Source organism: Mesorhizobium sp. M0106 (assembly GCF_040322715.1).
GTDB lineage: Bacteria > Pseudomonadota > Alphaproteobacteria > Rhizobiales > Rhizobiaceae > Mesorhizobium.
In genome coordinates this window covers 72,022-98,050 of sequence record NZ_JAMYUA010000015.1, presented here as the reverse complement: position 1 = coordinate 98,050, position 26,029 = coordinate 72,022, and the positions used below count along the sequence as shown (strand labels likewise).

The window sequence follows — 26,029 nt, the reverse complement described above, 5'->3', positions numbered from 1 at the left end:
GATGAGCCATGCTGACGCTGCATGAAAAATCCCGGGATGATACCGTGGCGCTGATGGCCGATATCGGCCGCCGCGCGCGTGCCGCGGCCCGCCCGCTGGCCATAGCTGCGGCCGAGCGCAAGCACGCGGCGCTGATCGGCATGGCTCAGGCGATCCTTCGGCATGAGCAGGACATCCTCGACGCCAATGCCATCGACATCAGAAATGGCAGGGAGGCTGGCCTGTCGGCAGCGTCGATGGATCGGCTGAAGCTCGATTCCGCCCGCATCCGCGCCATGGCAGACGGTATCAGCGAGATCGCCGGGTTACGCGATCCGGTCGGCGATGTCATTGCCGAATGGGACCGGCCGAACGGTTTGCATATCGAACGGGTGCGCACACCGCTCGGCGTCGTCGGCGTCATCTATGAGAGCCGGCCGAACGTGACCGCCGATGCCGGCGCGCTCTGCCTCAAGGCGGGCAATCCGGTGATCCTGCGCGGCGGCTCGGATTCGGCGAATTCTTCCGCCGCTATCCATGCCTGCCTGGTCGAGGGGCTGAAGGCAGCCGGGCTGCCGGAGGATGCCATCCAGCTGGTGCCGACTACCGATCGCGCCGCCGTCGGCGAAATGCTGAAAGGACTTTCCGGCAATCTCGAGGTCATCATTCCGCGCGGCGGCCGCAGCCTGGTCGAGCGTGTGCAGAACGAGGCACGGGTGCCGGTCTTCGCGCATCTCGAGGGCATCTGCCATCTCTATATCGACCGATCGGCTGATCTCGACATGGCGGTCGAGATCGCGGTCAATGCCAAGATGCGGCGCACCGGGGTATGCGGTGCTGCCGAGACGCTGCTGGTCGACCGTGCCGCCGCCGGCACGCACCTGGTGCCGATCCTCGAGGCCTTGCGGGCGGCAGGCTGCGAGATCCATGCCGATGCCGAGGTGCTGAGGCTTTATGCCGATGCCCAGCCCGCGACCGATGCAGACTGGGTGACCGAGTATCTGGACGCGATCATTGCGGTGAAGCTGGTCGACGGCATCGCCGGCGCCATCGAGCATATCGAGACGTTTTCCTCGCATCACACCGAGGCGATCATCGCCGAGGACGCCACAGCGGTCGACCGGTTCTTCAACGAGGTCGATTCGGCGATCCTTCTGCACAACGCCTCGACCCAGTTTGCCGATGGCGGCGAGTTCGGCATGGGCGCCGAGATCGGCATCGCCACCGGCAAGATGCATGCACGCGGGCCGGTCGGCGTCGAGCAACTGACCTCGTTCAAATATCGCGTACGCGGGTCGGGACAGGTGAGGCCTTGAGCGCCGGTCTTACCCTCCCCCTTGTGGGGAGGGTGGCGAGCATCGCGAGCCGGGTGGGGGTGCGACGCTGAACTCTGCAACACCCCCACCCCGCTCCGCTTCGCGGATCGACCCTCCCCACAAGGGGGAGGGTAAGGAATCCGTATCCTCCCACTATCTGCACATGCCGCATGCCGGGAAAGGCGTGGCGGTCGGGCTGTTCGGCGGTTCATTCAACCCGCCGCATGCCGGCCATGCGCTGGTCGCCGAGATCGCGCTCAGACGGCTTGCGCTCGATCAGCTGTGGTGGATGGTGACGCCGGGCAACCCGCTCAAGAATGCCGGTGACCTGGCGCCGCTGGCCGAGCGGCTGCAGCTATCCGAAAAGATCGCCAAGAACCCGAAGATCAAGGTCACCGCCTTCGAGGCGGCCCACCGCGTCCGCTTCACCGCCGACACGCTGGCGCTGGTCAAGGCGCGGAACCCGGGCGTCGATTTTGTCTGGATCATGGGCGCCGACTCGCTTCGCGACTTCCACCGCTGGCAGCGCTGGCGCCGCATCGTCATGACGTTTCCGATCGCGGTGGTCGACCGGCCGGGTGCGACGCTGTCGTTCCTGTCGTCGGTGGTCGCCAAGACGTTCGACTATGCCCGCGTCGACGAAGGCGACGCACCGCGGCTCGCCCGCATGACGGCGCCGGCCTGGACCTTCATCCACGGCCCGCGTTCGTCGCTGTCGTCGAGCGCGATCCGCAAGGTGGCAAAGGGCTGAACCGGCGCGGAAGGCAAGTCCGGTGATGTCGCTTTTGCCGCTGCCTTGACCTGCTTGATGGGCGATCCTCGGTCATGACGATTCTCGAGCGCGACCAGGACAAGAACGGTCTAGGGCAGCCGGCGCCGTCGATCGCCATTGCCAGCATCCTTTTGTCGATGGCGCTGATCGCCGTCGGCAATGGGCTGATGTTCGCCTATATCCCAGTCCGGCTCGGCGCCGAGGGCTTCGATCCGACATGGGCGGGGCTGATCGTCACCGGCCTTTCGGCCGGCGGCCTTGCCGGCTGCATCCTGACCGGGCCGCTGGTGCGGCGTGTCGGCCATGCCCGCGTGTTCATGGTGCTATCGGCACTGATCGTGCTGTCCAACGCCGCGGTCGGCGCCGGGCCGCACCCCTTGCCATGGATCGCTGCACGGGCACTCTACGGCTTTGCCATATGCGGCCTGTTCATCGTCGCGCAGAGCTGGCTGAACGATGTCGTCGCCAACGCCATCCGCGGCCGGGTCATGGCCATCTTCTACGTTGCCTATGTCGCCGGGCTCGGCGTCGGTTATTCGACGCTGGCTTTGATCGATATCCGCACGGCCGACGCGCCGCTGATCGGCATTGCCTTCACCGCGCTGTCGATCCTTCCCGTCGGGCTGACGCGGCTTGCGCAGCCGCCGGCGCCGCAAGCGGCGTCCGTGGCGCTCGGCCGCGCCTGGCGGATATCGCCGGTCGGCGTTGCCGGCATGCTTGCCGTCGGCGGCCTGTCGATGACGATCTCGGGCTTTGCGCCGATCCATGCCACGGCCAAGGGCTACAGCCAGGCCGACGTCGCCTTGCTGCTTTCGGCAATGCCAGTCGGCACGCTGATCCTGCAGATTCCGCTCGGCTGGATTTCCGACCGCACCGACCGGCGCTTTGTGCTGATCGCGGCGTCGGCGCTTGCCGCCGCGGCGGGCCTGTTTGCCCTCGGTTTCGACGGCGGCGCGCTGGCGGCGCTGCTCGTCATCTATGTGGTCTGGGATGGCGCCTCGGAATCGATCTATTCGCTTGCCAGCGCCCATGCCGGCGACCGCGCCGGCAAGGACGACATGGTGGCGCTGTCGAGCTCGCTTTTGTTTGCCTGGTCGCTGTCCGGCTTCGTCGTACCCGGCATTGTGACCGGACTTTCCGCCGTCTACGGCACGCAGGCCTTCATCTATGTGGCAATCGTCATTGCCACCGCCTACTGCCTGTTCGTTCTCTGGCGCGTCGTCATGGTTCGGCCGGTGCCCGCCACCGAGACCGGGAGTTTCGCGCCAATGACGGCGCAGGCGCCGTTGCCTGTCGATCTCGCCTTCGCGCCCGAAGATCAGCGCGGGCGCGGAGAGCTTTGAGGGGCATCCTGCCAGCTGGCTGCAACGCTCTATTGCTGCGTGGCTGAGGCCTCCGGCTGCGGCGCTTGTGGCGCCGGCGCCGGAATTGAAAGACCTTCGGCATCGAACGCCTGCTTGACCCCTTTGGTGAGGTCGATCTGGGCCGCGAAGAAATCGGCAGCCGCCGTCCAGTAGCGCAAGCTGATGGCGACGGTGCTGTCGCCGACGGTCGCGACAAAGGCGATCGGCGCAGGCTGCCGCCTGACGCGCCGGTCGGCGGCGGCAACGCCAAGCATGGTCTTCTGCGCAAAATCGATGTCGTTCCAGGAGCCGATGCTGAGCGTGATGTCGCCGCGACGCACACCGTTGCGGGTGAAGTTGCGGACCGGCTGGTTCCACAGGGTCGAGTTGGGTGCAAGCACGTAGACGCCTTCGACCGTCCTCAGCGTTGTGGCAAACAGCCCGATCTCCTCGACGGTGCCGGATATCGCGCCGACTTCGACATATTCGCCGATGCGGAACGGCCGCAGCGCCAGCAGCATGATGCCGGCGGCAATGTTCTGCAGCGTGCCTTGCAGCGCCAGGCCGATGGCCAGGCCGGCGGCACCGATAGCGGCAATGATCGAAGCCGTCTGCACGCCGAACTGGCCGAGAACCATGATCACGACCAGTCCCAGGATGGCGTAGCGGACGACCTGCGAGAAGAAATGGCGGAGCGTTTCGTCGAAGCCGCTGATATGGCCGAGGCCGGCATAGATCGAACGCTCGGCGAGGCCGGCGACGATGTAGCCGATGACCAGCAGGATGACGGCGCCGACCGCCGAAAGCGAGTAGGAGACGATCAGCGTGCTGAGTTGCGCAAGGCCGGATTGCACGGTGAAGAGGGCGTTCTGGGGATCGATCTGCATGTCGGGATTCCGGTTCGTGGATGAGCCGATAACCGCTGCGGGACGAGGCGGTTCCGAATTTCTGGTCCGGAAAAGCCGCAAATTCGGCCGTTACCGGGCGTCTGCTTGTGAGCGGTGTCTTGAAACTGCAACCTAACTCTGCCTATCTAAGCAGTGTCACCTGATTTCAGAGGTGATTTGGTTGTTCTTGCTGCGAAAGGAAATACACTGAGAACAGCACTGCGGAAGAAGGCCGACATCGTGCCTTCGCCGGCCGGGATCAGCGTAAACGACGCCGTGTCCCGCGCCATCAAGACAGTCCTTGCCAGTCTGGAAGACTCCAAGGCCGAAAATATCGTCTCAATCGACATTCAGGGAAAATCGAGCCTCGGCGACTACATGGTCGTCGCATCGGGCCGATCGCACCGTCATGTCTCGGCTGTTGCCGATCATCTCCTCAAGGCGCTGAAGGATGCCGGGCTCGGCACGGCGCGCGTCGAGGGGCTGGCTGGCGCCGACTGGGTCCTGATCGATTCGGGCGACATCATCGTCCATGTCTTCCGTCCCGAGGTCCGCGACTTCTACAATCTCGAAAAGATGTGGCAGGCGCCCGATCTCGAGGAGGAGACCCTCCACTGAGCCGTATTCGTCTTGATGCATGTCGTCGTCCGACATGCATCAGCGGCTCTTCGAGGCAGGGATGAAGATTACGGTTCATGCCGTGGGCCGAATGAAAGCCGGCCCCGAGAAGCAGTTGGCCGACCGCTATTTCGAGCGTTTTGCCAGGAGCGGTCCTGCCGTAGGCCTCGAATTCGCCGGGATCGTCGAGATTGCGGAAGGTCGCGCGCAGACGGCCAATGAGCGCCGGCGCGAGGAAGGCCAGAAGCTGCAGACGCACTTGCAACCGGGCACGGCGCTGATGCTGCTCGATGAGCGCGGCAAGAACCTTTCCTCCGAGGATTTCGCCGGCCGCATAGGCTCGCTGCGCGATGGCGGGCGCAAGGCGCTGGTGATCGCCATTGGCGGCGCCGACGGCCATGACCAGTCGCTGCGCGACCTGGCTGATCTGACGGTGTCGCTCGGCGCGCTGACCTGGCCGCATCAGCTGGTCCGCGTGATGCTGGGCGAGCAGCTTTACCGGGCGGCCACGATCCTTTCCGGTCACCCCTACCATCGTTCATGAACTCGGCTCCGTCGGCGAATTGATGCCAGCTGCCCGGATTTTTGCCCCAATGCTCATCGACAGTTTGGGCTCATGGGGTTTGTCGATGACGGCCGGGGCTCGAACATGGTTGATGGTTCGTTAACGAAGCCGCGCATAGAGTTAGGCTTCAATGTCTGAAGACTGGAAATCACGAACGGGCTCCTGGCGCGTGCGCTACGGCATCGCCGTGGCGACGATCGCGCTTTCGCTCGGCGTCGCGCGGGCCGAGAACACGCTCGACCTGGCGCCCGACCCGGACCAGAGCCGCGCCGAATACGAAAAAGTATCGAAAGAGATCACGCTGTCGTCCGAGCGGCTGGCCAAGCTCGCCGCCGACATAGCGGCTGTCAAGAAGGACCACGCCTCGATCACCGCGGCGCTGATCCAGTCGGCGATGACCGAGCAGAAGCTCGGCCAGGACATCGAGGACATTGGCGGCAAGCTGGAAGGGCTGAAGGCGCAGGAGCAGAAGATCCGCGCCTCACTGGCCGCCAGACGCGACGTTCTGGCCGAAGTGCTCGGCGCGCTGCAGCGCATGGGGCTCAATCCGCCGCCGGCGATCTTGGTCAAGCCGGAGGACGCATTGTCGTCGGTGCGCAGCGCCATCCTGCTCGGTGCCGTGGTGCCGGAACTGCGCCAGCAGACCGACATGTTGCTGGCCGACCTCAAGGAGCAGTCGCGGGTGACGGCCTCGATCGAGGCCGAGCGGGCGCGGCTGACGGCAGCTGTCGGCGAGCAGGCGGCGGAAAAAAAGCGGCTCGGCATGCTGCTCGAAGCCAAGCAGAAGCTCGCCGCCGATACGCAAACCGCGCTGGCCGCCGAAAAGCAGCGGTCCGCGACGCTGGCGGCCAAGGCCGGCAGCCTGAAAGAACTGATCGCCTCGCTCGAGGCCGACAGGGCCCGCAAGGCGGCGGATGCGGCCAAGGCAGCCGAGCAAAAGACGGCCGACGCCGACAAGGGCCCGGCATCGGCTGCGGCGCCGACGGAATTGGCCTCGCTGCCGGTGCCGGAGAGCAACAGGCTCACCGCTGCCGCGCCGTTTTCCGCGCTTCAAGGGCAGATCGCGCTGCCGGTCACCGGCAGGATCAAGCGGCGCTTCGGGGCCAACGACGGTAACGGCGCGGTGATGCTCGGTGACATGGTTGCGACACAATCGGGAGCCATCGTCACAGCGCCGGCGGATGGAAATGTGCTTTATGCGGGGCCTTTCCGCTCTTACGGTCAACTCTTGATCCTGAATGCGGGTGACGGCTATCATGTCGTCCTGGCGGGGATGAGCAGAATCAGCGTCGCGTCTGGCCAGTCGGTGCTCGCAGGTGAGCCGGTCGGCGCGATGGGAGAGGCCCGGGTGGCGAGCACCTCGGCATCGAAGAATGGAAATGCCACGCCGGAGCTCTATGTCGAGTTCCGCAAGGATGGAAAACCCGTCGATCCGGCCCCATGGTGGGCGGACCGTTTTTCTGGAAGGACGTGAATGATGCGGAAACTGTCGCTTCTGTTTGCCGGTGCGCTGATGGGTGCATCGGCGATGAGCCTGGTCTATGGCGCGCCCGGCTCGACAGCGAAGGCTGCGGGCTCCGAGACCTATAAGCAACTGGCGATCTTCGGCGATATCTTCGAACGGGTACGGGCGAATTATGTGACGCCGCCCGACGACAAGTCGCTGGTTGAAAATGCCATCAATGGCATGCTGTCGTCGCTCGACCCACACTCCTCCTACATGAATGCCGAAGAAGCGCAGGACATGCGCGTGCAGACCAAGGGCGAATTCGGCGGCCTCGGCATCGAGGTCACCATGGAGAACGACCTGGTCAAGGTGATCACGCCGATCGACGATACGCCGGCCGCCAAGGCAGGCGTGCTCGCCGGCGACTATATCGCCAAGATCGACGGCGAGGAGGTCCGCGGCCTGACGCTCAACGACGCCGTCGAGAAGATGCGCGGGCTGGTCAATACGCCGATCAAGCTCACCATCCTGCGCCAGGGCGCCGACAAGCCGATCGAACTGACCGTCGTGCGCGATATCATCAAGGTCAAGGCGGTCAAGTTCCGGGTCGAAAACGACATCGGCTACATGAAGATCACCTCCTTTACCGAAAAAACCTATGACGACCTCGAGAATGCCATCGACACCATCAAGAAGCAGGTGCCGAACGACAAGCTCAAGGGCTACGTGCTCGACCTGCGCCTCAATCCGGGCGGTTTGCTCGACCAGGCGGTGAGCGTGTCGGATGCCTTCCTCGACCGCGGCGAGATCGTCTCGACGCGCGGCCGCGACCCGAAGGACGTCACCCGCTTCGACGCGCGGGCCGGCGACGACATCGGCGGCAAGCCGCTGATCGTGCTCGTCAATGGCGGCTCGGCCAGTGCCTCGGAAATCGTCGCCGGCGCGCTGCAGGATCTGCGCCGCGCCACGGTGGTCGGCACGCAATCCTTCGGCAAGGGTTCGGTGCAGACCATCATCCCGCTTGGCGAGAACGGGGCGCTGCGGCTGACGACGGCGCTCTATTACACGCCGTCCGGCAAGTCGATCCAGGGCAAGGGCATCACGCCCGACATCAAGGTCGACCAGCCGCTGCCGGCGGAACTGCAGGGCAGGGACCTGACGCGCGGCGAATCGGACCTCAAGGGCCATATCAAGGGCGCCGACGAAAGCACCACCGGTTCGGGCTCGGCCGCCTATGTGCCGCCGGAACCCAAGGATGATTTGCAGCTCATCTATGCCGAGCAGCTGCTGCGCGGCCAGAAGACGGATCCGGCGTTCCCGCCGAATCCGCAAAAGGCCGTGTTGAACCAGTAAGGGCAGGCAAGCCGGGCCAAACAGGTCTGGCTGCCTGAGCGAAGCGATGCGATGCTGCCGGGGCCGCGAGGCTCCGGCAGTTTGATTCGGGGGCCGCGGCCGGCATGCTGCGCGTCCAGTGAAGCAAGGGGACGCGCCGACATTTTGGATTTTGCGCCTCCGGAGAAGGTTTCACTTCGGGGATGCGCGCCGGGGGTGCGGGCTTGGCTGATATCGGCAAGGACATAGAACGACCTCTCGGACAGGCGATCCGGCTGCCGCGCTCAGGCAGCGGGATCAGCGCCGGTGCGGTCGCGGCCGCGCTTGTCGTGCTGTCCGTGGTCGGCGTCTCCAGCGCCATCGCCTTGCGAGACAAGCCGTTCCGGAAGCTGCAAGAAGTAGCCGTTTCGACGCCGACGACGCCGGCGGCGGATACCGCCGCCGCGCCCGCCAAGGCGACGCCCGAAATGGCTGCGCCAAGCAACGCAAGCGGGACCAACATAAGCGGGCCGAAGACGGGCGGTCCGCAGATCATCCATGTCCAGACCGAGGGGGGCGACGCTCCACCCGAGGCGGCCATCGTCATCCGCGACCCTTCGACGATCGGTCAGAACCTCAGGATCGCGCACATTCCCGACAAGGCACTGATCGAGGCCAGCGAGACCGGTCCGCTGCCGATCCGCGCCGCCGACGGCCGGCGCCCGTTCGATGTCTATGCGCGGCCGTGGTCCGGCGCACGCGGTGCACGCGTCGCGCTCGTCATCGGCGGTCTTGCCGTGTCGCAGACCGGCACGCAGGCAGCCATCGCCAAGCTGCCGGCGGAAGTGACGCTGGCCTTCGCGCCGCAAGGCAACAGCATCGGCCGCTGGATGCAGGTGGCGCGGCAGAGCGGCCATGAGGTCATCATGCAGGTACCGCTTGAGCCGTTCGACTATCCGAACGTCAATCCCGGCCGCAACACGCTGACCGTGGCTGCAACGCCGGACGAGAATTTGAAGAATTTGCGTTGGGCGCTGTCGCGAACGACCAACTACACCGGCGTCATGAACTATATGGGCGCCCGCTTTTCGGCCGACGCGACGGCGATGGGGCCGTTGATGGCCGAGCTTGGCAAGCGTGGTCTGGCCTATGTCGACGACGGTTCGTCGGCGCGCAGCCTGGCACCCGAACTGGCGCTGAAGGACGGCGTGCCGTTCGTCGGCGGCGATACGGCGATCGATGCGGTGCAGGACCGCGGCGCCATATTGAAGAAACTGGATGGGCTGGAAGCGACGGCACGGGCGAAAGGGTTTGCCGTCGGCATCGGCTCGGCTTTCGACCTGACGGTGGATACCGTGTCTTCCTGGGTGACCGAGGCCAAGAAGCGTGGCATCGAGATCGTGCCGGTTTCGGCGGTGGCCATAGATCCGGAAAAAGGCTGAGATGACAAAGAACAAGCTCGTTGAGCCCGAGACGCTGCCCTACCGGCCCTGCGTAGGGGTGATGGTCCTCAATGAGGCCGGCCTGGTCTGGGTCGGCCGTCGCATTGCCGAGCCGGACAGCGAATTCGCTGGAACGACGCAGCTCTGGCAGATGCCGCAGGGCGGCATCGATGATGGCGAGGAGCCGCTGCCCGCGGCGGCGCGTGAACTTTACGAAGAGACCGGCATGCGCTCGGTGTCGCTGCTGGCCGAGGCGCCGCACTGGATCAAATACGACCTGCCGGCGCATCTGGTCGGCGTCGCCTTCAAGGGACGATATCGCGGCCAGACGCAGAAATGGTTTGCCTTCCGTTTCCACGGCGACGAAAGCGAGATCGCGATCAATCCGCCGCCGGGTGGCCACAAGGCCGAGTTCGACCGGTGGGCGTGGCGGCCGATGCTGGAACTGCCCGGCCTGATCGTGCCGTTCAAGCGCAAGGTCTACGAAGACGTGGTGGCGGCGTTCCGGCACCTGGTGGCGTAGCCGCCGGCCTTCCGTTAAAACAGGTCGGCATGAGCGACATCTCCAGCAAATCTCTTCCGCCGACCGTCACCCTGGGCGAACCGATCAGCGAAGCCGCGGCAGGGGCGATCCTGACCATCGATCTCGGCGCCGTCCGTGAGAACTACCGGCGGCTGAAGGCGCGGCTGGGCGGCGTCGGCTGTGCTGGAGTGGTCAAGGCCGACGGTTACGGGATTGGCGCGGCGCCGGTGGCGGCGGCGCTGATGGGTGAGGGCTGTAATACTTTCTTTGTTGCGCATTTGGCCGGCGGCATCTTGCTGCGTAAGGCGCTCGGCTCAGACCCGGCCATTTATGTGCTGAACGGCATTCCGCCGGGTGCGGAAAGGGAAGCGGTTGCGGCAGGGCTTTGCACCGTACTCAACAGCGTCAGCCAACTCGCGGCATGGCGCGAGATGGCCGGGCGGGTGGGCCGTAAGTTGCCGGCCGCCCTCCAGGTCGACAGCGGCATGTCGCGGCTCGGCATGACGCCATCCGAGGTGCAGGCAGTCGCGCAGGATCCGCAGGCTTTCGACGGTGTCCAACTGACGTTCGTGATGAGCCATCTCGCCTGCGCCGATGAACCCGAGCAGCCGGCCAACGAGCGGCAGCGGCTGGAATTCGAACGGCTGCGCCGGATGCTGCCGGAAGCGCCGGCTTCCTTTGCCAATTCATCAGGCATTTTTCTCGGGCAGCGCTATCACTACGACCTCGTTCGTCCGGGTGCCGCTCTCTATGGCGTCAATCCGACGCCGGCGAAGGACAATCCGATGCTGCCGGTGGTGCGATTGCAAGCCAAGGTCATCCAGACGCGGATATTGGAGGCCGGCGCCGGTGTCGGCTACGGTCACACTTTCCACACCAAGGCTCCGCTTGCCGCGGCGACGATTTCGCTCGGCTATGGCGATGGCTGGCATCGACGCGCCGCTTCCTCCGCCTGGCTCGAAAATGTGCGGCTGCCCTTCGTCGGCCGGGTTTCGATGGATTCGATCATCCTCGACATTTCCGCATTGCCGCCCGGCAGGCTGAAGGCAGGCGACCTCGTCGAACTCATCGGACCGTCGTCGCAGACGGTGGACCAGGTAGCCGGCCAAGCCGGCACCATCGGTTATGAGGTCTTGACCAGTCTCGGCCACCGTTTCCACCGGCGCTATGTGAGTGGCTAGGACGCAAGGTTGTTGTCCTCACGCATGTCTTTTCCCTAAGCATCGGCACTTGGCTGACGCCACAGAATCCGGCAGACATGAGGCGGCGATGATCCCGGTCTCGAATCCCGACGAGATGCCGCCGCGGAGAACCAAACGATGAAGATCTTCGTGCTGGGCGGCGGCGTGATCGGGGTCACCACCGCCTATTTTCTTGCCGAGGCCGGTCATCAGGTGACGGTGATCGATCGCCAGAAAGGCCCGGCGCTGGAAACCAGCTTTGCCAACGCCGGCGAGATCTCGCCCGGCTATGCCTCGCCCTGGGCCGGGCCCGGCGTTCCGCTGAAGGCCATCAAATGGCTTTTGATGAAGCACGGTCCACTGGTGGTGCGACCGGCCCTCGATCCGCATATGTGGATATGGCTGGTCAAGATGCTGCGCAATTGCACGGCTGAACGCTACGCGCTGAACAAGGCGCGCATGGTGCCGCTGGCCGAGTACAGCCGCGACACGCTGAAGGCGCTGCGCGAGGAGACCGGCATCGCCTATGACGAGCGCGCCAAGGGCACGCTGCAGCTCTTCCGAACGCAAAAGCAGCTCGACGGCGTCGGCGGCGATGTCGAGGTGCTGAAGGCCTATGGCGTCCCCTACGAGGTCCTCGACCCCGACGGCTGTATTGCGGCCGAGCCTGGGCTGGCCGGCGTGCGCGAAAAATTCGTCGGTGGCCTGCGGTTGCCCGGCGACGAAACCGGCGACTGCAAGATGTTCACCGACAGGCTTGCCGAGCTTTGCGCGGCACGCGGCGTCACCTTCGAATACGACACGGAGATACGGCGCGTCGTCAAGAAGCGCGATCGCATCACCAACGTCAGCACCAGCAAGGGCTGGATGGTCGCTGATGCCTATGTGATGGCGATGGGCAGCTATTCGGCACGGTTCATGCGCATGCTGAAGCGGCCCATCCCGGTCTACCCGGTCAAGGGCTATTCGATCACCCTGCCGATCAAGGACGCCGCCGCCGCACCGGTCTCGACCGTGATGGACGAGAGCTACAAAGTAGCGATCACCCGGCTCGGCGACCGTATCCGGGTCGGCGGCACGGCGGAGATTTCCGGCTTCGACCTGCGGCTGCACGAATCGCGGCGGCGCACGCTCGAACATTCGGTCGGCGACCTGTTTCCGGGCAGCGGCGACATGCGATCGGCGACCTTCTGGTGCGGGCTGCGGCCGATGACACCGGACGGGCCGCCGCTGATCGGCCGCACCGATTTCTCCAATCTCTATCTCAACACCGGCCATGGCACACTCGGCTGGACCATGGCCTGCGGCTCGGCCAAAGTTCTGGCCGACATCATCTCCAGCCGGGTGCCCGAGATCGACGTCGGCGATCTCGGGCCCGGACGATACGCCAAGTAAGACGCCCACCAGCTAAGACAGCCAGCGGCCGGCAGGCTCACGCGAACAAACCCCTGTCCCGTTCGACGGCCTTGGTAATGAAGCTCGCGACGACCTGGACGCGGCGCAGCGGCCTGACCGATTCATGATAGACCAGCCAGTAGGCGCGGCGTATGGGTGCGACGATATCGAGAGGCACCAGCTCCGGCATCGAGCGGGCAACGAAGGTGTGCAGGATGCCGATGCCGGCGCCGGAACGCACTGCTTCGGCCTGGCCGAGCGCGGAGGAAATAGCGAAGCTGGTGCGCCAGTCAGGGCTGAATTCGGCCGCGTAGTCGAGCGAGCGACTGACGATCAGGTCCGGCACGTAGCCGATCAGCGTATGCTGGCCTAGCTCGGCGGCGGTTCCGGGCAGTCCATGGGTGTCGGCGTAGGCCCGCGACGCGAACAGGCCGAGCGTGTAGTCGACCAGCTTTCCCGCCACCAGGCGGCCTTCCGTCGGCCGTTCGACGGTGATGGCAATGTCGGCCTCGCGCCGGGACAAAGAGAAGGAGCGTGGCACCGGCACCAGCTGGATGGTGAGCTCACGGTGCAGAGCGGTCAGCGCGCCGAGGCGCCTGGCCAGGAAGGCGACGCCAAAGCCGTCCGGCGCGCCGATGCGCACGGTGCCCGAGACGTCGTCGCCTTCGCCTGAAACGGTCGAGCGCGCGGCGATCATGTCGCCCTCCATGCGTTCGGCAATCTCGAGGAAACGCTCGCCCGCCGGCGTCAGCTCGCTGCCGGTGGTAAGCCGGCGAAACAGTTTTGTCCTGAGCGCATCCTCGAGGGCGGCAATGCGGCGCGAGACGGTCGCGTGATTAAGCTCCAGCCGCCTGGCGGCGCCGAGGATCTGGCCGGCCCGCGCTACGGCAAGGAAGATACGGGCATCATCCCAGTTCATGAGGGTGGTCCTGGCGATAACGATCAAAACCGCGTTCCTTCGTGCCCCCCTCTGTCCTGCCGGACATCTCCCCCTCAAGGGGGGAGATTGGCAGTTTCGCCGCAGGCGTCTTTCTTGCCGCGGTGAAGATTTCCGAAGGCGGGCGTGACAGCCAATCTCCCCCCTTGAGGGGGAGATGTCCGGCAGGACAGAGGGGGGCGGTGAAGGAACTCAATCTCAATCCTTGCTGCTGGGGACCTGCATTCTTCCTATTTGCGAGAATTGATGCTCTGCCGTCAATCGCTGTCTATTCTCCGCACAACGGTTGCGTTTTCGCTCGCGTTGCCATCGCTCCCGCAAAGGCGGACAATGCCTCATCACGAACCAGGGAGAGAGACCATGATCGAATACGGTCATTTCATCGGCGGCAAGCGCGTCGCCGGAACCAGCGGCCGCAAGCAGGACGTCATGCAGCCGATGGACGGCACGGTGCGCGGCACGGTGGCGCTGGCTTCGCAGGCGGAATTGCGCGCGGCGGTCGAAAACGCCAAGGCCGCACAGCCCGGCTGGGCGGCGACCAATCCGCAGCGACGCGTACGCGTCCTGATGCGGTTCCTCGAGCTGGTCGCCAAGGAGTATGACGCGCTGGCCGAGATATTGGCGCGCGAACACGGCAAGACCATCGCCGACGCCAAGGGCGACATCCAGCGCGGCCTCGAAGTGGTCGAGGTCTGCATCGGTGCGCCGCATATGATGAAGGGCGAGTTCACCGATGGCGCCGGCCCCGGCATCGACGTCTATTCGATGCGCCAGCCGCTCGGCGTCGTCGCCGGCATCACGCCGTTCAATTTTCCGGCGATGATCCCGTTGTGGAAGATCGCGCCGGCCATCGCCTGCGGCAATGCCTACATCCTCAAGCCGTCGGAGCGCGATCCGGGCGTGCCGATGCGGATTGCCGAACTGTTCATCGAGGCCGGTCTGCCGGCGGGCATCCTTAATGTCGTCAACGGCGACAAGGAAGTGGTCGACGCCATCCTCGACGATCCCGACATCAAGGCCATCGGTTTCGTAGGCTCGACACCGATCGCCCAGTACATCTATTCGCGCGGCTGCGCGGCCGGCAAGCGCGTGCAGTGCTTCGGCGGCGCCAAGAACCACATGATCATCATGCCCGATGCCGACATGGACCAGACCGTCGACGCGCTGATCGGCGCCGGCTACGGCTCGGCCGGCGAGCGCTGCATGGCGATCTCGGTCGCCGTCCCGGTCGGCAACGACACCGCCAACCGGCTGATGGAAAGACTGGTGCCGCGCGTCGAGAGCCTGAAGGTCGGTCCGTCGACGGATTCTTCCGCCGATTTCGGCCCGCTGGTGACGGCGCAGGCGCTGGAGCGGGTCAAGTCCTATGTCGACACCGGCGTCAAGGAAGGCGCCAAGCTGGTCGTCGACGGCCGCGGCTTTTCCATGCAGGGCTACGAGAACGGCTACTATATGGGCGGCTGCCTGTTCGACAATGTGACCGCCGACATGCGCATCTACAAGGAAGAGATCTTCGGGCCGGTGCTCTCGGTCGTTCGCGCACCGACCTACGAGAACGCAATCAAGCTCGCCAACGAGCACGAGATGGGCAATGGCGTCGCCATCTTCACCCGCGACGGCGACGCGGCGCGCGACTTCGCCTCGCGGGTTCAGGTCGGCATGGTCGGCATCAACGTGCCGATCCCGGTGCCGATCGCCTACTACACCTTTGGCGGCTGGAAGGCGTCCTCCTTCGGCGACCTCAACCAGCACGGGCCGGACGCGTTCCGCTTCTACACCAAGACCAAGACGGTAACGTCGCGCTGGCCGTCCGGCGTGAAGGATGGTGCCGAGTTCGTCATCCCGACGATGAATTAGCCGGACGGTTTTCTGTCTGCGCGTCCTCGCCTTCGGCTTGGGGCGCGCGGGCCGGCGTGAAGGATGGCGCCGAGTTCGTCATCCCGACGATGAATTAGCCGGACGGTTTTCTGTCTGCGCGTCCTCGCCTTCGGCTTGGGCGCGCGGGCCGGCGTGAAGGATGGCGCCGAATTCGGCATTCCGACGATGAACTGATCCAAATCGCAGAAAGCAAGAAAAGGCCCGGGCACCAAGCTCGGGCCTTTTTGTCGCGGTCTTCATCGGCATGAACACTAATGTGATGGAACCAAGAAGGCAGCAATCTTCTTAGGTTGCAGTCCTGCCGCGAAGGAGACGCTGGCAGATCAACCAACGGCGCTGGTGACGGCTCCGGGGGATATGTCCGGCGCAAAGGAGGTGTCAGATGACACGTCTCATGGCGACTATAGCTTGCGCTGCGATGGCCCTTTCCGCCGTCCCGGCAATGGCTGCCGAGCAATGCGCGGCTCGCGCCGATATGGTCAAGGCGCTCGGCGAGAAGTTTCATGAAAACCCAAGCGCGGTCGGCGTCGTCAATCCGAACGTGGTGCTTGAAGTCTTCGTTTCCGACAAGGGCACCTGGACCATCCTCGCCAGCGACACAAAAGGTCAAAGCTGCGTGATTTCAGTCGGCGAAGGCTGGGAAAGCGCGATGACGATAGCGGCGCTGCCAGGCACCTGAACGATTTATCACGGGTCTGCGCGCCTCGGCATGGCCGCGCAGCCTGTGGCCCATTCTTTTCGGCGACAGCCGTAAAACGGATCTGCAGGCGCCCGCTTGGGCGCCTGCTTGCGCTTTTCCATTGCCGATACCATATATCGAGAACATAATGGGAACATCTGGAATCGTTCCCACCAATGGCAGACCGGAACACAGAAAGGAACGACGCGATGATGATGACGTCGGAACCGGCCTGAATCGCTCCGGCAAAATGAGGCCGTCAAACCCCTCCTTTGCCGGAACGTGATGGCAAAGGAGGTGCCCTATGGCACGCAAATCGCTGTTGAGATGGGTGAAAACCCTGGTTCTTGCTGGCGCATTGGCGGTGGGTACGAACACCGCAGGCGCGCAATATCAATACTGCGTTGAACATGGCGAGCTCGTCGCCCATTTGAGCGAGAAGTTCCAGGAAAGGCAGTTTGCTTTGGGGCTGATCGGTCATGAGGCGGTCATGGAAGTCTTTGTCGCCGAGACCGGAACCTGGACCATCGTCGTCACCGATATCGCCGGCAGAAGCTGCATCGTCGCGGCCGGCGACAATTGGGAAAACGTGATGCCCCTGCCCGGCCAGGGCGCATGACGAAATGGCAGGCTCAGCGCGTAGCAGCCGCCTCGGCATGGCCGCGCAAAAGCGCCATCAGCCGCTTGGCGTCCTTGGCCGCGGCCTCTTCGTCGCTGGCGAGGATCGAACGGATCAGCGCGACATGATGCTCGGCGGATTCGGCCAATCCGGTATCGGCCTTGTAGCGGAACCAGAAGCGACGGCTATGGGTTTGCAAGGGTGCCGCCAGGCGCGCGGCGAACGGGTTGTCGGCAGCCAGCGCCAGCGCCTCGTCGAGCGCCTTGTCGGCCTGGATGAAGTAAAACACATTTTCCGAAATCACCGCTTTCTGCATGGCCAACGCTGCGTCATGAAACAGGTCGGCGGCCTCGCGGGTGACGAAGCGGGCGGCCGAGCGGGCAAGCACCACCTCGACGCCACGGCGGGCGTCGAGGACACGCAGCCAGTCGCCAGGGTGAAGCGGGGCAATGGCAATGCCGGCACGCGGCCGGACCTCGAGCAGCCCCTCCCAGGCCAGCCGCTGGATCGCTTCGCGCACCGGGGTGCGGCCGAGGCCGAGCCTGTCGATCAGCGCCCCCTCGGTGATGAAGCTCGCCGGCGCCAGTTCGAGAGTTACGATCATGTGCTCGAGCCTGCGGTAGGCCTTCGCGGTCGCCGGCTCGGAGCCAGGTCTGTCATATACCAATGCGACATCTCCTGATATATTGTTGATATATCACATCAGATTCAACGTTGACAGCCGGCTTCTTAAGAAATATACGGCTGATATATCAGATGGAGCGATCGACATGTGGGCCGGAGTCTTCCCCGCCGTTACGACCAAATTCACCGAGGACGACGGCCTCGACCATGCCGAGATGGAGCGCTGCTTTGCGCTGCAGATGGAGGCCGGCTGTGACGGCATCATCGTCTGCGGGTCGCTCGGCGAAGGCCCGATGCTGTCGCACGACGAGAAGATCGCGGTGCTGAAGACCGCGCAGAAGATCGCCGGCAACAAACCGGTGCTGTTGACGGTCAACGAGGCCGGTACACGCGAGGCGGCGGCGATCGCGCGCCGCGCCGCCAAGGAAGGCGCCAATGGTTTGATGGTGGTGCCGAGCCCGATCTACCATACCAATGCCGAGGAGACGGTCGCGGCACTCAGCGCCGTCGCCGCGGCCGGCGACCTGCCGGTGATGATCTACTCCAACCGGCTTGCCTACCGCGTCGACGTCACCGTCGACCAGATGGAGGAGTTGGCGAAGGACCAACGCTTCGTCGCCATAAAAGAGTCCTCCGACGACATCCGCCGCTCGACCGAGATCATCAACCGCCTCGGCGACCGCTACGACCTGTTCACCGGCGTAGACAATCTCGCCTTCGAGGCGCTGTCGGTCGGCGCCATCGGCTGGGTGGCGGGCCTGGTCACCGCGTTCCCGCGCGAGACCGTCGCCATCTACCAGCTGATGAGACAGGGCCGCCGCGAGGAGGCGTTGAAGATTTACCGCTGGTTCCGGCCGCTGCTCGACCTCGACGTCTCGACCTATCTGGTGCAGAACATCAAGCTCGCCGAAGTGTTGGCGATCAACACCAACGACCGCGTGCGCATGCCGCGCCAGCCATTGTCGGGCGAGCGGCGCAAGGCAGTCGAAAAGATCGTCAGGGATGCGCTGGTGGTGCGGCCAGAGCTGCCGACATTCTGATCCGGTCGCTTTGAAGGCATTTGCAGATGTGCAGCGCGGCGCATGGCAATGAATGATAATGCTACGCTCGATGTCGCCATCATTGGTGGCGGCATAATCGGCATCTGCGCCGCCGCCTTTCTGGCCGAGGCGGGGCGAAACGTCACGATCTTCGATCGGACGGGGATCTGTGAGGAAACCAGCTCCGGCAATGCCGCTGCCTTTGCCTTCTCCGATGTGCTGCCGCTCGCCCACAAGGGCATGATCAAGCAGTTGCCGAAATGGCTCGCCGACCCGCTCGGCCCGCTCAGCATCCCACCCGCGTATCTGCCGAAGCTGCTGCCCTGGCTGGTCCGCTTCTGGCGCGCCGGCCGAAGCGACCGCTATGAAGCCGGCCTTGCCGCGCAGGCCGGGATGATGAAGCTCGCCGAGGCGGAATGGATGGGCTTGCTCGACCGTTCCGGCACACGGCCGATGCTGCATGAGGACGGCTCGCTCGAACTCTACGACAGCGAGGCCGAGTTCAAGGCCTCGCTGACCGGCTGGGCGGCAAGGCAGCGCTTCGGCATCGGCTTCAGCCATGTCGAGGGGAGCGCTCTCACAGCCCTGCAGCCCGGTCTGTCGCCGCGCTTCGTCAAGGGAACGTTCGTGCCGGGGTGGAAAACCGTTGCCGATCCCAAGCTGCTTGGAAAGGCCTTGTGGGCCTATGCCGAGAGGTTGGGCGCCGGGTTCGAAAGGGCCCGGATCGAGCGTGTCAAGGCGGGACAGGACGGCGCGATCTTGACAACGGCCGACGGCACGCGGCGACGGGCGAAGCACGTCGTCATCGCTGCCGGGGCCTGGTCGCATCTGCTGGCGAGACATCTCGGCGACGGAATCCCGCTGGAGACCGAGCGTGGCTACAACACGACGTTGCCGAAGACTGCCTTCGACGTAAAGCGGCAATTGATCTTCTCCGGGCATGGCTTCGTCATCACGCCGCTCGAGACGGGCCTGCGCGTCGGCGGCGCGGTCGAACTCGGCGGCCTTGAGAGGCCGCCCAATTATGCGCGCTCGAAAGCGCTGCTCGAAAAGGCGCAGAAATTCCTGCCGGGACTGGATCCGGCCAATGGACGCGAATGGATGGGGTTCCGGCCGTCGCTGCCGGATTCGCTGCCGGTGATCGGGCGGTCGCAACAAACGCCGTCGGTGGTGTATGGTTTCGGCCACGGTCACTTCGGCCTGACCCAGGCTGCGGCGACCGGGCGCTTGATCCGCGAGCTCGTTCTCGGGCAGAATCCATCGCTCGATCTCGGCCCGTTCAGCCCGCAACGGTTTTGAGTTCGAAGACATTCAGTTGGGAGCCGGCATGGCCAAGAATTCCTTCTTCTGCATAGACGGCCACACCTGCGGCAATCCGGTGCGGCTGGTCGCCGGCGGTGGGCCTTTGCTCAAGGGCTCAACGATGATGGAGCGGCGAGCGTATTTCCTGGCCGAATATGACTGGATCCGCACCGGGCTGATGTTCGAGCCGCGCGGCCATGACGTGATGTCCGGCTCGATCCTCTATCCGCCGATGCGTGAAGATTGCGACATCGCCATCCTGTTCATCGAAACCTCGGGATGCCTGCCGATGTGCGGCCACGGCACCATCGGCACGGTAACTTTTGCCGTCGAGCATGGGCTGATCAAGCCGAAGACACCGGGCGTGCTCAGGCTGGATACGCCGGCGGGCGTGGTCGTAGCGGAGTACAGCCAAGTCGGCGACTATGTCGAGGAGGTGCGCATCACCAATGTGCCTTCCTTCCTCTATGCCGAGGCACTGACGGTCGAATGCCCCGGGCTCGGCGAGATCAGCGTCGATGTCGCCTATGGCGGCAATTTCTACGCCATCGTCGAACCGCAAAAGACCTATCGCGACATGGCCGACCATTCGGCCGGCGAACTGATCGCCTGGAGCCCGGTGGTGCGGCAGCGGCTCAACGAAAAATATACTTTCGTGCATCCGGAGAATCCCGGCATCAACACGCTGTCGCACATATTGTGGACCGGCGCGCCGACCAACCCGCAAGCCGATGCCCGCAACGCCGTCTTCTACGGCGACAAGGCAATCGACCGTTCGCCCTGCGGCACCGGCACCTCGGCGCGGATGGCGCAGCTTCACGCCAAGGGCAAGCTTGGGGTCGGCGACGACTTCGTCCATGAATCGATCATCGGTTCGTTGTTCAAGGGCAGGGTCGAGAAAGAGGTCACCGTCGCCGGCAAGCCGGCAATCATTCCGTCGATCGGCGGGTGGGCGCGGATGACCGGATTGAACACGATCTTCATCGACGACCGCGACCCGTTCGCGCACGGCTTCGTCGTCAAATAGGAAAACGCTGACGCAGGGGAAAGAAAGAGAGCGCAAACGGATTGCCTTCGACGGCGCAACGATCCCGCTCATCAACTTATTTTGACGGCGATTTCTTCGAAATGGAGCGCATGCTGCGATTGAATCGTCAAAGACATTGCGTTAGGCCAATGGTAGGGTCCGCGATGGTCCAGGGGCCGGATAGGAAAAAACGGGCAATCCGATGGCGTGCGACGAAAACACCCATGGCGATTGAAAAATCACGTTGCAATCCGGGCTCGAAACTTTACGACTAGGGGCAATACGAAAAGGAATGCGTCTGCATGGGCGACATTCCAGGGGAGCCACGACAGCATGCAGTATTTTGTCCAGCAGCTTATCAATGGGCTGACGCTGGGATCGATCTATGGGTTGATTGCGATCGGCTACACGATGGTCTACGGCATCATCGGCATGATCAATTTCGCCCATGGCGACATCTTCATGGTCGGCGCTTTCACCGCCCTCATCGTTTTCCTTATCCTCGGTGCGTTGTTCTATTCGGTGCCGATCGTCGTTGCGCTGCTGATCATGATGATCGTGGCGATGCTTTTGACCGGCCTCTACAACTGGACGATCGAGAAAGTGGCTTACCGGCCGCTGCGCGGTTCGTTCCGGCTGGCGCCGCTGATCACCGCCATCGGCATGTCGATCGCCCTGTCCAATTTCGTCCAGGTCACGCAAGGGCCGCGCAACAAGCCCGTCCCGCCGATGGTCTCCAAGGTTTATTCGATCGCGGGCATCAGCGTGTCGCTGAAGCAGATCATCATCGTCCTGGTCACCATAGTCCTGCTGGCGCTGTTTTGGTATCTGGTCAACAAGACCTCGCTCGGCCGGGCGCAGCGCGCCTGCGAGCAGGACCGCAAGATGGCGGCACTGCTCGGCGTCGACGTCGACCGCACCATCTCGATCACCTTCATCATGGGCGCCGCGCTTGCCGCCGTCGCCGGCACGCTGTTCCTGATGTATTACGGCGTGGTGGTGTTTTCCGACGGTTTTACGCCCGGTGTGAAGGCGTTCACCGCCGCGGTGCTCGGCGGCATCGGCTCGCTGCCCGGCGCCGTGCTCGGCGGGCTGATGATCGGCTTCATCGAGAGCATGTGGTCGGCTTATTTCTCGATCGACTACAAGGATGTCGCTGCGTTCTCGATCCTGGCGATCGTGCTGATCTTCCTGCCTTCCGGCATTCTCGGCCGGCCAGAAGTCGAAAAGGTCTGAGATCATGGCGGTTACCGTGTCTCCGGAAAGCACCGTCGTCGCCACCCCGGTCCAGCGCGCTTTTCGCGAAGCGCTCTATGCCGGCGCCGTCGCGCTTGGCCTGTTCGTGCTGTTCATCGGCCTGAAGACCGACCAGAACATCTCCAACGAGTTGATCCTGGTGCAGCGCTGGGGCCTGCTCGCCGCCGTGGTGATCGCCACCATGATCGGCCGGTTCCTCTACGTCGCCTATGGCCAGCCTTTCATGGCCAACCAGAAGATCGCCGATGTCGCCACCGGCCTGCTGCCAGACAGTGTGGCGACGCGGTTCTTCCGGTTACCATATTTCTTCGCGGCGATCGGTATTGCGGTCGTTCTGATTCTTCTGGCCAGCTCCCTTGACGGGCTGGTGGGGCCGGATCTTGCAGGTTATGCACGTTTCGTGCGAGCGCTAGCGATCATCTATGCGCTGGCTTGGGTGATCTACTATTTCCGTGCCTTCATCCATGCCCATTTTTCGGCGCTCGGCATAACCGCGCTGGCGCTCTATCCGATCATCGTCGTGCTGGTGCTTGCTCTCTATACGGGCTCGATGGTGGGCGGCTTCCAGGGCTCGCTGAAATGGGTCGACAATTTCGGCATCCAGATCCTGATCTACGTGATGCTGGCCTGGGGACTGAACATCGTCATCGGCCTCGCCGGCCTGCTCGATCTCGGCTATGTCGCTTTCTACGCCGTCGGTGCTTACGCCTACGCGTTGCTCGGCACGCATTTCGGCCTGTCGTTCTGGATCCTGCTGCCCGCCGCCGGCCTGATGGCTGCGTTCTGGGGCGTCATGCTCGGCTTCCCGGTGCTGCGCCTGCGCGGCGACTATCTGGCCATCGTGACGCTCGCCTTCGGCGAGATCATCAGGCTGGTGATCATCAACTGGCGCGAAGTGACCAACGGTTCGGCCGGCATATCCGGCATCCCGAAGGTTTCATTCTTCGGCCTGATATCGTTCAATGTCTCGGACCCCAACTACATCGCCAAGGTGTTCGGCATTGCCCAATCGGGCGCCTATTACAAGATCTTCCTCTATTACCTGATCCTCGGGCTCTGCCTGCTGACCGCCTTCGTCACAATAAGGCTGAGGCGCATGCCGGTCGGCCGCGCCTGGGAAGCGCTGCGCGAGGACGAGATCGCGTGCCGCTCGCTCGGCATCAACACCACCACCACCAAGCTCACCGCCTTTGCCACGGGCGCCATGTTCGGCGGCTTCGCCGGCTCGTTCTTCGCCGCACGGCAAGGCTTCGTCAGCCCGGAATCCTTCGTCTTCCTGGAATCGGCGATTATCCTCGCCATCGTCGTGCTCGGCGGCATGGGCTCGCTGGTCGGTATCGCCGTCGCCGCGCTGGTGATGATCGGCGGCACCGAAGCGCTGCGTGAACTCGATTTTCTGAAGCGGATATTCGGCCCCGATTTCACCCCGGAACTCTATCGCATGCTGTTGTTCGGCATGGCGATGGTCATCGTCATGCTGTGGAAGCCGCGCGGCTTCGTCGGCAGCCGTGAACCGACAGCCTTCCTCAAGGTTCGCAGGGCCGTGTCGGGGTCCTTCACCAAGGAGGGGCACGGCTGATGAACGCGAGCCCCTCCGTGACCGACGCCATCCTCCAGGTCGAGCATCTGTCGATGAAGTTCGGCGGTCTCGTCGCCATCGGCGACCTGTCCTTCCAGGCCAAGCGCGGCGAGATCACCGCGCTGATCGGTCCGAACGGCGCCGGCAAGACCACTGTGTTCAATTGCATCACCGGTTTCTACAAACCGTCCGAAGGCATGATCACGCTCAACCGGCGCGACGGCTCCAGCTTCCTGCTCGAACGTCTGCCGAACCATGAGATCCCGGCGCGCGCCAAGGTGGCGCGCACGTTCCAGAACATCCGCTTGTTCTCGGGCATGACGCTGCTGGAGAACCTTCTCGTCGCCCAGCACAACAAGCTGATGAAGGCGTCCGGCTATACCATTCTCGGCCTGTTCGGCTTCAGCGGCTATAGGCAGGCCTCGGCGGAGTCGGTCGAACTGGCCAGGCACTGGCTGGAGAAGGCCGATCTTGTCGAACGCGCCGACGATCCGGCCGGCGATCTGCCCTATGGCGCACAGCGGCGCCTCGAAATTGCGCGCGCCATGTGTACCGGCCCCGAGCTTCTGTGTCTCGACGAGCCGGCCGCCGGCCTCAATCCGAAGGAATCGGCGGCGCTCAATGCGCTGCTGATGGACATCAAGAAAAACACGTCGATCCTTTTGATCGAGCACGACATGTCCGTGGTGATGCAGATTTCCGACCACGTTGTGGTGCTCGAATATGGGCGCAAGATCTCCGACGGCAGTCCGCAATCGGTGCGGACCGATCCGCGCGTCATCGCCGCGTATCTCGGTGTTGACGACGAGGAGGTCGAGACAGTGCTGAGCGAAGTCGGCGACGAAGACGTCATCGAGCAATTGGATACGGGTCCGGATGCCGCCCACGGCCCAGGCACATCGTCTTCGTATCTCGCCGGACCGGTTACCGACACGGTCGGCCACAGCGAGGGCGAGCGCGTCACCGTGTCAAAGGGCGCTTCGAAGGCCGGCCAGATCGATGCAAGGTCGAGCGCTGCTGCAAAGTCCGGATCGCCGGCCAAAGCCAAATCGGCCGCGAAATCTTCCACGGCAAAGCCGGGCAAGGCTCCGGCGAAGTCGAAAACTCCCGGCACCTCCAATCGGCGTGGAGGGCGTAAATGATGGCCGGCACAACGCTGCTCGATATCAAGGGCGTCCAGACCTACTACGGCAACATCAGGGCGCTGAACGGCGTCGACGTCACCGTCAACCAGGGCGAGATCGTGGCGCTGATCGGCGCCAACGGCGCCGGCAAGTCGACGCTGATGATGACCATCTTCGGTGCTCCCCGCGCCCGCGCGGGTACCATCACATTCGCCGGTACCGACATCACCCAACTGCCGACGCATGAGATCGCGCGCATGCGCATCGCCCAGTCGCCGGAGGGTCGGCGCATCTTCCCGCGCATGACGGTGATGGAAAACCTGCAAATGGGCGCCAGCCTCGACAACCTCGAGCATTATGACGAGGACGTCGAGAAGGTGTTCACGCTGTTTCCACGCCTCAAGGAACGCATTGCCCAGCGTGGCGGCACGCTGTCCGGCGGCGAGCAGCAAATGCTGTCGATCGGCCGCGCGCTGATGGCCCGGCCGAAGCTGCTCTTGCTGGATGAGCCGTCGCTTGGCCTGGCGCCGCTGATCGTCAAGCAGATCTTCGACGCCATTCGCGAGCTGAACCGCACGCAGGGCCTGACCGTGTTCCTGGTCGAGCAGAACGCCTTCGGGGCGCTAAAGCTCGCCACGCGCGGCTATGTCATGGTCAACGGCAATGTGACGATGAGCGGCACCGGCAAGCAACTGCTTGCCAATCCGGAAGTGCGCGCCGCCTATCTCGAAGGCGGTCACCACTGAGTTCAGGAGACATCAATCATGCAGGGCATTCTCTATGAGGAACCCTCGATCTGGCAATTCTTCTTCGTCACCTGCCTGCTTGGCGGGTGGGCAGTGTGGATGACGGGCAAGGCCAGTGCCCAGACATGGCGCGGCTTTGGGCATTTGTTCGCCTATATCCTAGGCCTGGGCATCGCCGTCAGGTTCATTCACCACGCGCTGTTCGGCGGCACGATGTTCTCGCTGCATTATTATGTCGTCGACACCATAGTGCTGATGATATTGGGTTTCGTCGGTTATCAATACACGCGCACCAATCAGATGGTAACGCAGTATAATTGGCTCTATGAAAGAGCATCGCTTTTGAGCTGGAAACCAAAAGGTGACGTTCATCATTAACGTCGTCTCGGGGATGAATCGGCGTGACAAGTGCCTGAAAATCGGCAAAGTACCTTTTCT

Annotated in this window: 24 protein-coding genes and 1 pseudogene; 22 read left to right on the top strand and 3 right to left on the bottom strand. The window is 63.8% G+C overall.

What is annotated here, in order from left to right; genetic code table 11:
• The first annotated feature begins 8 nt into the window (after positions 1 to 8).
• The 3 genes from NKJ55_RS16885 to NKJ55_RS16875 all read left to right on the top strand — a co-directional run bounded on the left by NKJ55_RS16885 (position 9) and on the right by NKJ55_RS16875 (position 3,410).
• Positions 9 to 1,295, top strand: coding sequence for a glutamate-5-semialdehyde dehydrogenase (locus NKJ55_RS16885; protein WP_352450878.1), 1,287 nt, complete (start codon positions 9 to 11; stop codon positions 1,293 to 1,295).
• A 163-nt stretch (positions 1,296 to 1,458) separates the two neighbouring features.
• Positions 1,459 to 2,046, top strand: a complete 588-nt coding sequence (locus tag NKJ55_RS16880) for a nicotinate-nucleotide adenylyltransferase (RefSeq protein WP_031212055.1) — start codon at positions 1,459 to 1,461, stop codon at positions 2,044 to 2,046.
• A 74-nt stretch (positions 2,047 to 2,120) separates the two neighbouring features.
• On the top strand, positions 2,121 to 3,410 hold the full coding sequence (locus NKJ55_RS16875) for an MFS transporter (RefSeq protein ID WP_352450877.1): 1,290 nt from the start codon (positions 2,121 to 2,123) through the stop codon (positions 3,408 to 3,410).
• A gap of 29 nt (positions 3,411 to 3,439) precedes the next feature.
• Here NKJ55_RS16875 and NKJ55_RS16870 read toward each other — a convergent pair whose 3' ends face one another.
• Entirely contained in the window at positions 3,440 to 4,297 is an 858-nt protein-coding gene (locus tag NKJ55_RS16870; RefSeq protein ID WP_352450876.1) for a mechanosensitive ion channel family protein, read from the bottom strand.
• A 240-nt stretch (positions 4,298 to 4,537) separates the two neighbouring features.
• Between NKJ55_RS16870 and rsfS the strand changes: the two genes are divergently transcribed.
• From rsfS to NKJ55_RS16830, 8 genes are all read left to right on the top strand, one after another.
• On the top strand, positions 4,538 to 4,915 hold the full coding sequence (gene rsfS, locus NKJ55_RS16865) for a ribosome silencing factor (RefSeq protein ID WP_023678068.1): 378 nt from the start codon (positions 4,538 to 4,540) through the stop codon (positions 4,913 to 4,915).
• Positions 4,916 to 4,976: 61 nt separating this feature from the next.
• Entirely contained in the window at positions 4,977 to 5,459 is a 483-nt protein-coding gene (gene rlmH, locus NKJ55_RS16860) for a 23S rRNA (pseudouridine(1915)-N(3))-methyltransferase RlmH (protein WP_023678067.1), read from the top strand.
• Between the two features lie 151 nt (positions 5,460 to 5,610).
• Positions 5,611 to 6,954, top strand: coding sequence for a murein hydrolase activator EnvC family protein (locus NKJ55_RS16855; RefSeq protein ID WP_352450875.1), 1,344 nt, complete (start codon positions 5,611 to 5,613; stop codon positions 6,952 to 6,954).
• The gene (locus NKJ55_RS16850; RefSeq protein WP_023678065.1) at positions 6,955 to 8,280 is read left to right on the top strand and encodes a S41 family peptidase; all 1,326 of its coding nucleotides are present in this window, start codon (positions 6,955 to 6,957) and stop codon (positions 8,278 to 8,280) included.
• A gap of 203 nt (positions 8,281 to 8,483) precedes the next feature.
• Positions 8,484 to 9,680: a divergent polysaccharide deacetylase family protein gene (locus NKJ55_RS16845; RefSeq protein WP_352450874.1), complete on the top strand. Its 1,197-nt coding sequence runs from the start codon at positions 8,484 to 8,486 to the stop codon at positions 9,678 to 9,680.
• Position 9,681: 1 nt separating this feature from the next.
• On the top strand, positions 9,682 to 10,203 hold the full coding sequence (locus NKJ55_RS16840; protein ID WP_352450873.1) for an RNA pyrophosphohydrolase: 522 nt from the start codon (positions 9,682 to 9,684) through the stop codon (positions 10,201 to 10,203).
• Between the two features lie 29 nt (positions 10,204 to 10,232).
• The gene (gene alr / locus NKJ55_RS16835) at positions 10,233 to 11,384 is read left to right on the top strand and encodes an alanine racemase (protein WP_352450872.1); all 1,152 of its coding nucleotides are present in this window, start codon (positions 10,233 to 10,235) and stop codon (positions 11,382 to 11,384) included.
• Between the two features lie 138 nt (positions 11,385 to 11,522).
• On the top strand, positions 11,523 to 12,779 hold the full coding sequence (locus NKJ55_RS16830) for a D-amino acid dehydrogenase (protein ID WP_502901456.1): 1,257 nt from the start codon (positions 11,523 to 11,525) through the stop codon (positions 12,777 to 12,779).
• A 37-nt stretch (positions 12,780 to 12,816) separates the two neighbouring features.
• Here the strand turns inward: NKJ55_RS16830 and NKJ55_RS16825 are convergent, their stop codons facing one another.
• On the bottom strand, positions 12,817 to 13,698 hold the full coding sequence (locus NKJ55_RS16825; protein WP_023678060.1) for a LysR family transcriptional regulator: 882 nt from the start codon (positions 13,696 to 13,698) through the stop codon (positions 12,817 to 12,819).
• Between the two features lie 378 nt (positions 13,699 to 14,076).
• On the opposite strand from NKJ55_RS16825, the gene NKJ55_RS16820 reads away from it, so the two are divergent.
• From NKJ55_RS16820 to NKJ55_RS16810, 3 genes are all read left to right on the top strand, one after another.
• Positions 14,077 to 15,573, top strand: a complete 1,497-nt coding sequence (locus NKJ55_RS16820; protein WP_023678059.1) for a CoA-acylating methylmalonate-semialdehyde dehydrogenase — start codon at positions 14,077 to 14,079, stop codon at positions 15,571 to 15,573.
• Between the two features lie 403 nt (positions 15,574 to 15,976).
• Entirely contained in the window at positions 15,977 to 16,273 is a 297-nt protein-coding gene (locus tag NKJ55_RS16815; RefSeq protein WP_352450871.1) for a hypothetical protein, read from the top strand.
• A 304-nt stretch (positions 16,274 to 16,577) separates the two neighbouring features.
• The gene (locus NKJ55_RS16810; protein WP_352450870.1) at positions 16,578 to 16,892 is read left to right on the top strand and encodes a hypothetical protein; all 315 of its coding nucleotides are present in this window, start codon (positions 16,578 to 16,580) and stop codon (positions 16,890 to 16,892) included.
• Between the two features lie 13 nt (positions 16,893 to 16,905).
• On the opposite strand, the gene NKJ55_RS16805 is transcribed toward NKJ55_RS16810, so the two are convergent.
• Positions 16,906 to 17,496 (bottom strand): GntR family transcriptional regulator, encoded by a 591-nt coding sequence (locus NKJ55_RS16805; protein WP_502900811.1) that lies wholly within the window; start codon positions 17,494 to 17,496, stop codon positions 16,906 to 16,908.
• 166 nt (positions 17,497 to 17,662) lie between these two features.
• Here NKJ55_RS16805 and NKJ55_RS16800 point away from each other — a divergent pair, with 166 nt between their 5' ends.
• From NKJ55_RS16800 to NKJ55_RS16760, 8 genes and pseudogenes are all read left to right on the top strand, one after another.
• Positions 17,663 to 18,556 carry a dihydrodipicolinate synthase family protein gene (locus NKJ55_RS16800; protein ID WP_352450868.1) on the top strand — a complete coding sequence of 298 codons (894 nt, stop codon included), beginning with the start codon at positions 17,663 to 17,665 and terminating at the stop codon, positions 18,554 to 18,556.
• Between the two features lie 48 nt (positions 18,557 to 18,604).
• Entirely contained in the window at positions 18,605 to 19,855 is a 1,251-nt protein-coding gene (locus tag NKJ55_RS16795; RefSeq protein WP_352450867.1) for an NAD(P)/FAD-dependent oxidoreductase, read from the top strand.
• 28 nt (positions 19,856 to 19,883) lie between these two features.
• Positions 19,884 to 20,885 (top strand): 4-hydroxyproline epimerase, encoded by a 1,002-nt coding sequence (locus NKJ55_RS16790; protein ID WP_352450866.1) that lies wholly within the window; start codon positions 19,884 to 19,886, stop codon positions 20,883 to 20,885.
• Between the two features lie 333 nt (positions 20,886 to 21,218).
• Positions 21,219 to 22,121: a branched-chain amino acid ABC transporter permease gene (locus tag NKJ55_RS16785; protein WP_352450865.1), complete on the top strand. Its 903-nt coding sequence runs from the start codon at positions 21,219 to 21,221 to the stop codon at positions 22,119 to 22,121.
• Positions 22,122 to 22,203: 82 nt separating this feature from the next.
• Positions 22,204 to 23,721: pseudogene (gene livM / locus NKJ55_RS16775) on the top strand (high-affinity branched-chain amino acid ABC transporter permease LivM); the annotation flags it as partial.
• Positions 23,721 to 24,863: an ABC transporter ATP-binding protein gene (locus tag NKJ55_RS16770; RefSeq protein ID WP_352450864.1), complete on the top strand. Its 1,143-nt coding sequence runs from the start codon at positions 23,721 to 23,723 to the stop codon at positions 24,861 to 24,863. The pseudogene livM and the gene NKJ55_RS16770, both read left to right, overlap by 1 nt.
• The gene (locus NKJ55_RS16765) at positions 24,863 to 25,591 is read left to right on the top strand and encodes an ABC transporter ATP-binding protein (RefSeq protein WP_352450909.1); all 729 of its coding nucleotides are present in this window, start codon (positions 24,863 to 24,865) and stop codon (positions 25,589 to 25,591) included. Before NKJ55_RS16770 ends, NKJ55_RS16765 begins: the two co-directional genes overlap by 1 nt.
• An 18-nt stretch (positions 25,592 to 25,609) precedes the next feature.
• On the top strand, positions 25,610 to 25,969 hold the full coding sequence (locus tag NKJ55_RS16760) for a DUF6867 family protein (RefSeq protein WP_352450863.1): 360 nt from the start codon (positions 25,610 to 25,612) through the stop codon (positions 25,967 to 25,969).
• Positions 25,970 to 26,029 lie beyond the last annotated feature (60 nt).

Excerpts from the sequence above, each read along its gene's own strand:
- NKJ55_RS16885 (WP_352450878.1), top strand. The coding sequence starts at position 9 with ATGCTGACGCTGCATGAAAAATCCCGGGATGATACCGTGGCGCTGATG.
- NKJ55_RS16880 (WP_031212055.1), top strand. The coding sequence starts at position 1,459 with ATGCCGCATGCCGGGAAAGGCGTGGCGGTCGGGCTGTTCGGCGGTTCA.
- NKJ55_RS16875 (WP_352450877.1), top strand. The coding sequence starts at position 2,121 with ATGACGATTCTCGAGCGCGACCAGGACAAGAACGGTCTAGGGCAGCCG.
- NKJ55_RS16870 (WP_352450876.1), bottom strand. The coding sequence starts at position 4,297 with ATGCAGATCGATCCCCAGAACGCCCTCTTCACCGTGCAATCCGGCCTT.
- rlmH (WP_023678067.1), top strand. The coding sequence starts at position 4,977 with ATGAAGATTACGGTTCATGCCGTGGGCCGAATGAAAGCCGGCCCCGAG.
- NKJ55_RS16855 (WP_352450875.1), top strand. The coding sequence starts at position 5,611 with ATGTCTGAAGACTGGAAATCACGAACGGGCTCCTGGCGCGTGCGCTAC.
- NKJ55_RS16850 (WP_023678065.1), top strand. The coding sequence starts at position 6,955 with ATGATGCGGAAACTGTCGCTTCTGTTTGCCGGTGCGCTGATGGGTGCA.
- NKJ55_RS16840 (WP_352450873.1), top strand. The coding sequence starts at position 9,682 with ATGACAAAGAACAAGCTCGTTGAGCCCGAGACGCTGCCCTACCGGCCC.
- alr (WP_352450872.1), top strand. The coding sequence starts at position 10,233 with ATGAGCGACATCTCCAGCAAATCTCTTCCGCCGACCGTCACCCTGGGC.
- NKJ55_RS16830 (WP_502901456.1), top strand. The coding sequence starts at position 11,523 with ATGAAGATCTTCGTGCTGGGCGGCGGCGTGATCGGGGTCACCACCGCC.
- NKJ55_RS16825 (WP_023678060.1), bottom strand. The coding sequence starts at position 13,698 with ATGAACTGGGATGATGCCCGTATCTTCCTTGCCGTAGCGCGGGCCGGC.
- NKJ55_RS16820 (WP_023678059.1), top strand. The coding sequence starts at position 14,077 with ATGATCGAATACGGTCATTTCATCGGCGGCAAGCGCGTCGCCGGAACC.
- NKJ55_RS16815 (WP_352450871.1), top strand. The coding sequence starts at position 15,977 with ATGACACGTCTCATGGCGACTATAGCTTGCGCTGCGATGGCCCTTTCC.
- NKJ55_RS16810 (WP_352450870.1), top strand. The coding sequence starts at position 16,578 with ATGGCACGCAAATCGCTGTTGAGATGGGTGAAAACCCTGGTTCTTGCT.
- NKJ55_RS16805 (WP_502900811.1), bottom strand. The coding sequence starts at position 17,496 with ATGATCGTAACTCTCGAACTGGCGCCGGCGAGCTTCATCACCGAGGGG.
- NKJ55_RS16800 (WP_352450868.1), top strand. The coding sequence starts at position 17,663 with ATGTGGGCCGGAGTCTTCCCCGCCGTTACGACCAAATTCACCGAGGAC.
- NKJ55_RS16795 (WP_352450867.1), top strand. The coding sequence starts at position 18,605 with ATGAATGATAATGCTACGCTCGATGTCGCCATCATTGGTGGCGGCATA.
- NKJ55_RS16790 (WP_352450866.1), top strand. The coding sequence starts at position 19,884 with ATGGCCAAGAATTCCTTCTTCTGCATAGACGGCCACACCTGCGGCAAT.
- NKJ55_RS16785 (WP_352450865.1), top strand. The coding sequence starts at position 21,219 with ATGCAGTATTTTGTCCAGCAGCTTATCAATGGGCTGACGCTGGGATCG.
- NKJ55_RS16770 (WP_352450864.1), top strand. The coding sequence starts at position 23,721 with ATGAACGCGAGCCCCTCCGTGACCGACGCCATCCTCCAGGTCGAGCAT.
- NKJ55_RS16765 (WP_352450909.1), top strand. The coding sequence starts at position 24,863 with ATGGCCGGCACAACGCTGCTCGATATCAAGGGCGTCCAGACCTACTAC.
- NKJ55_RS16760 (WP_352450863.1), top strand. The coding sequence starts at position 25,610 with ATGCAGGGCATTCTCTATGAGGAACCCTCGATCTGGCAATTCTTCTTC.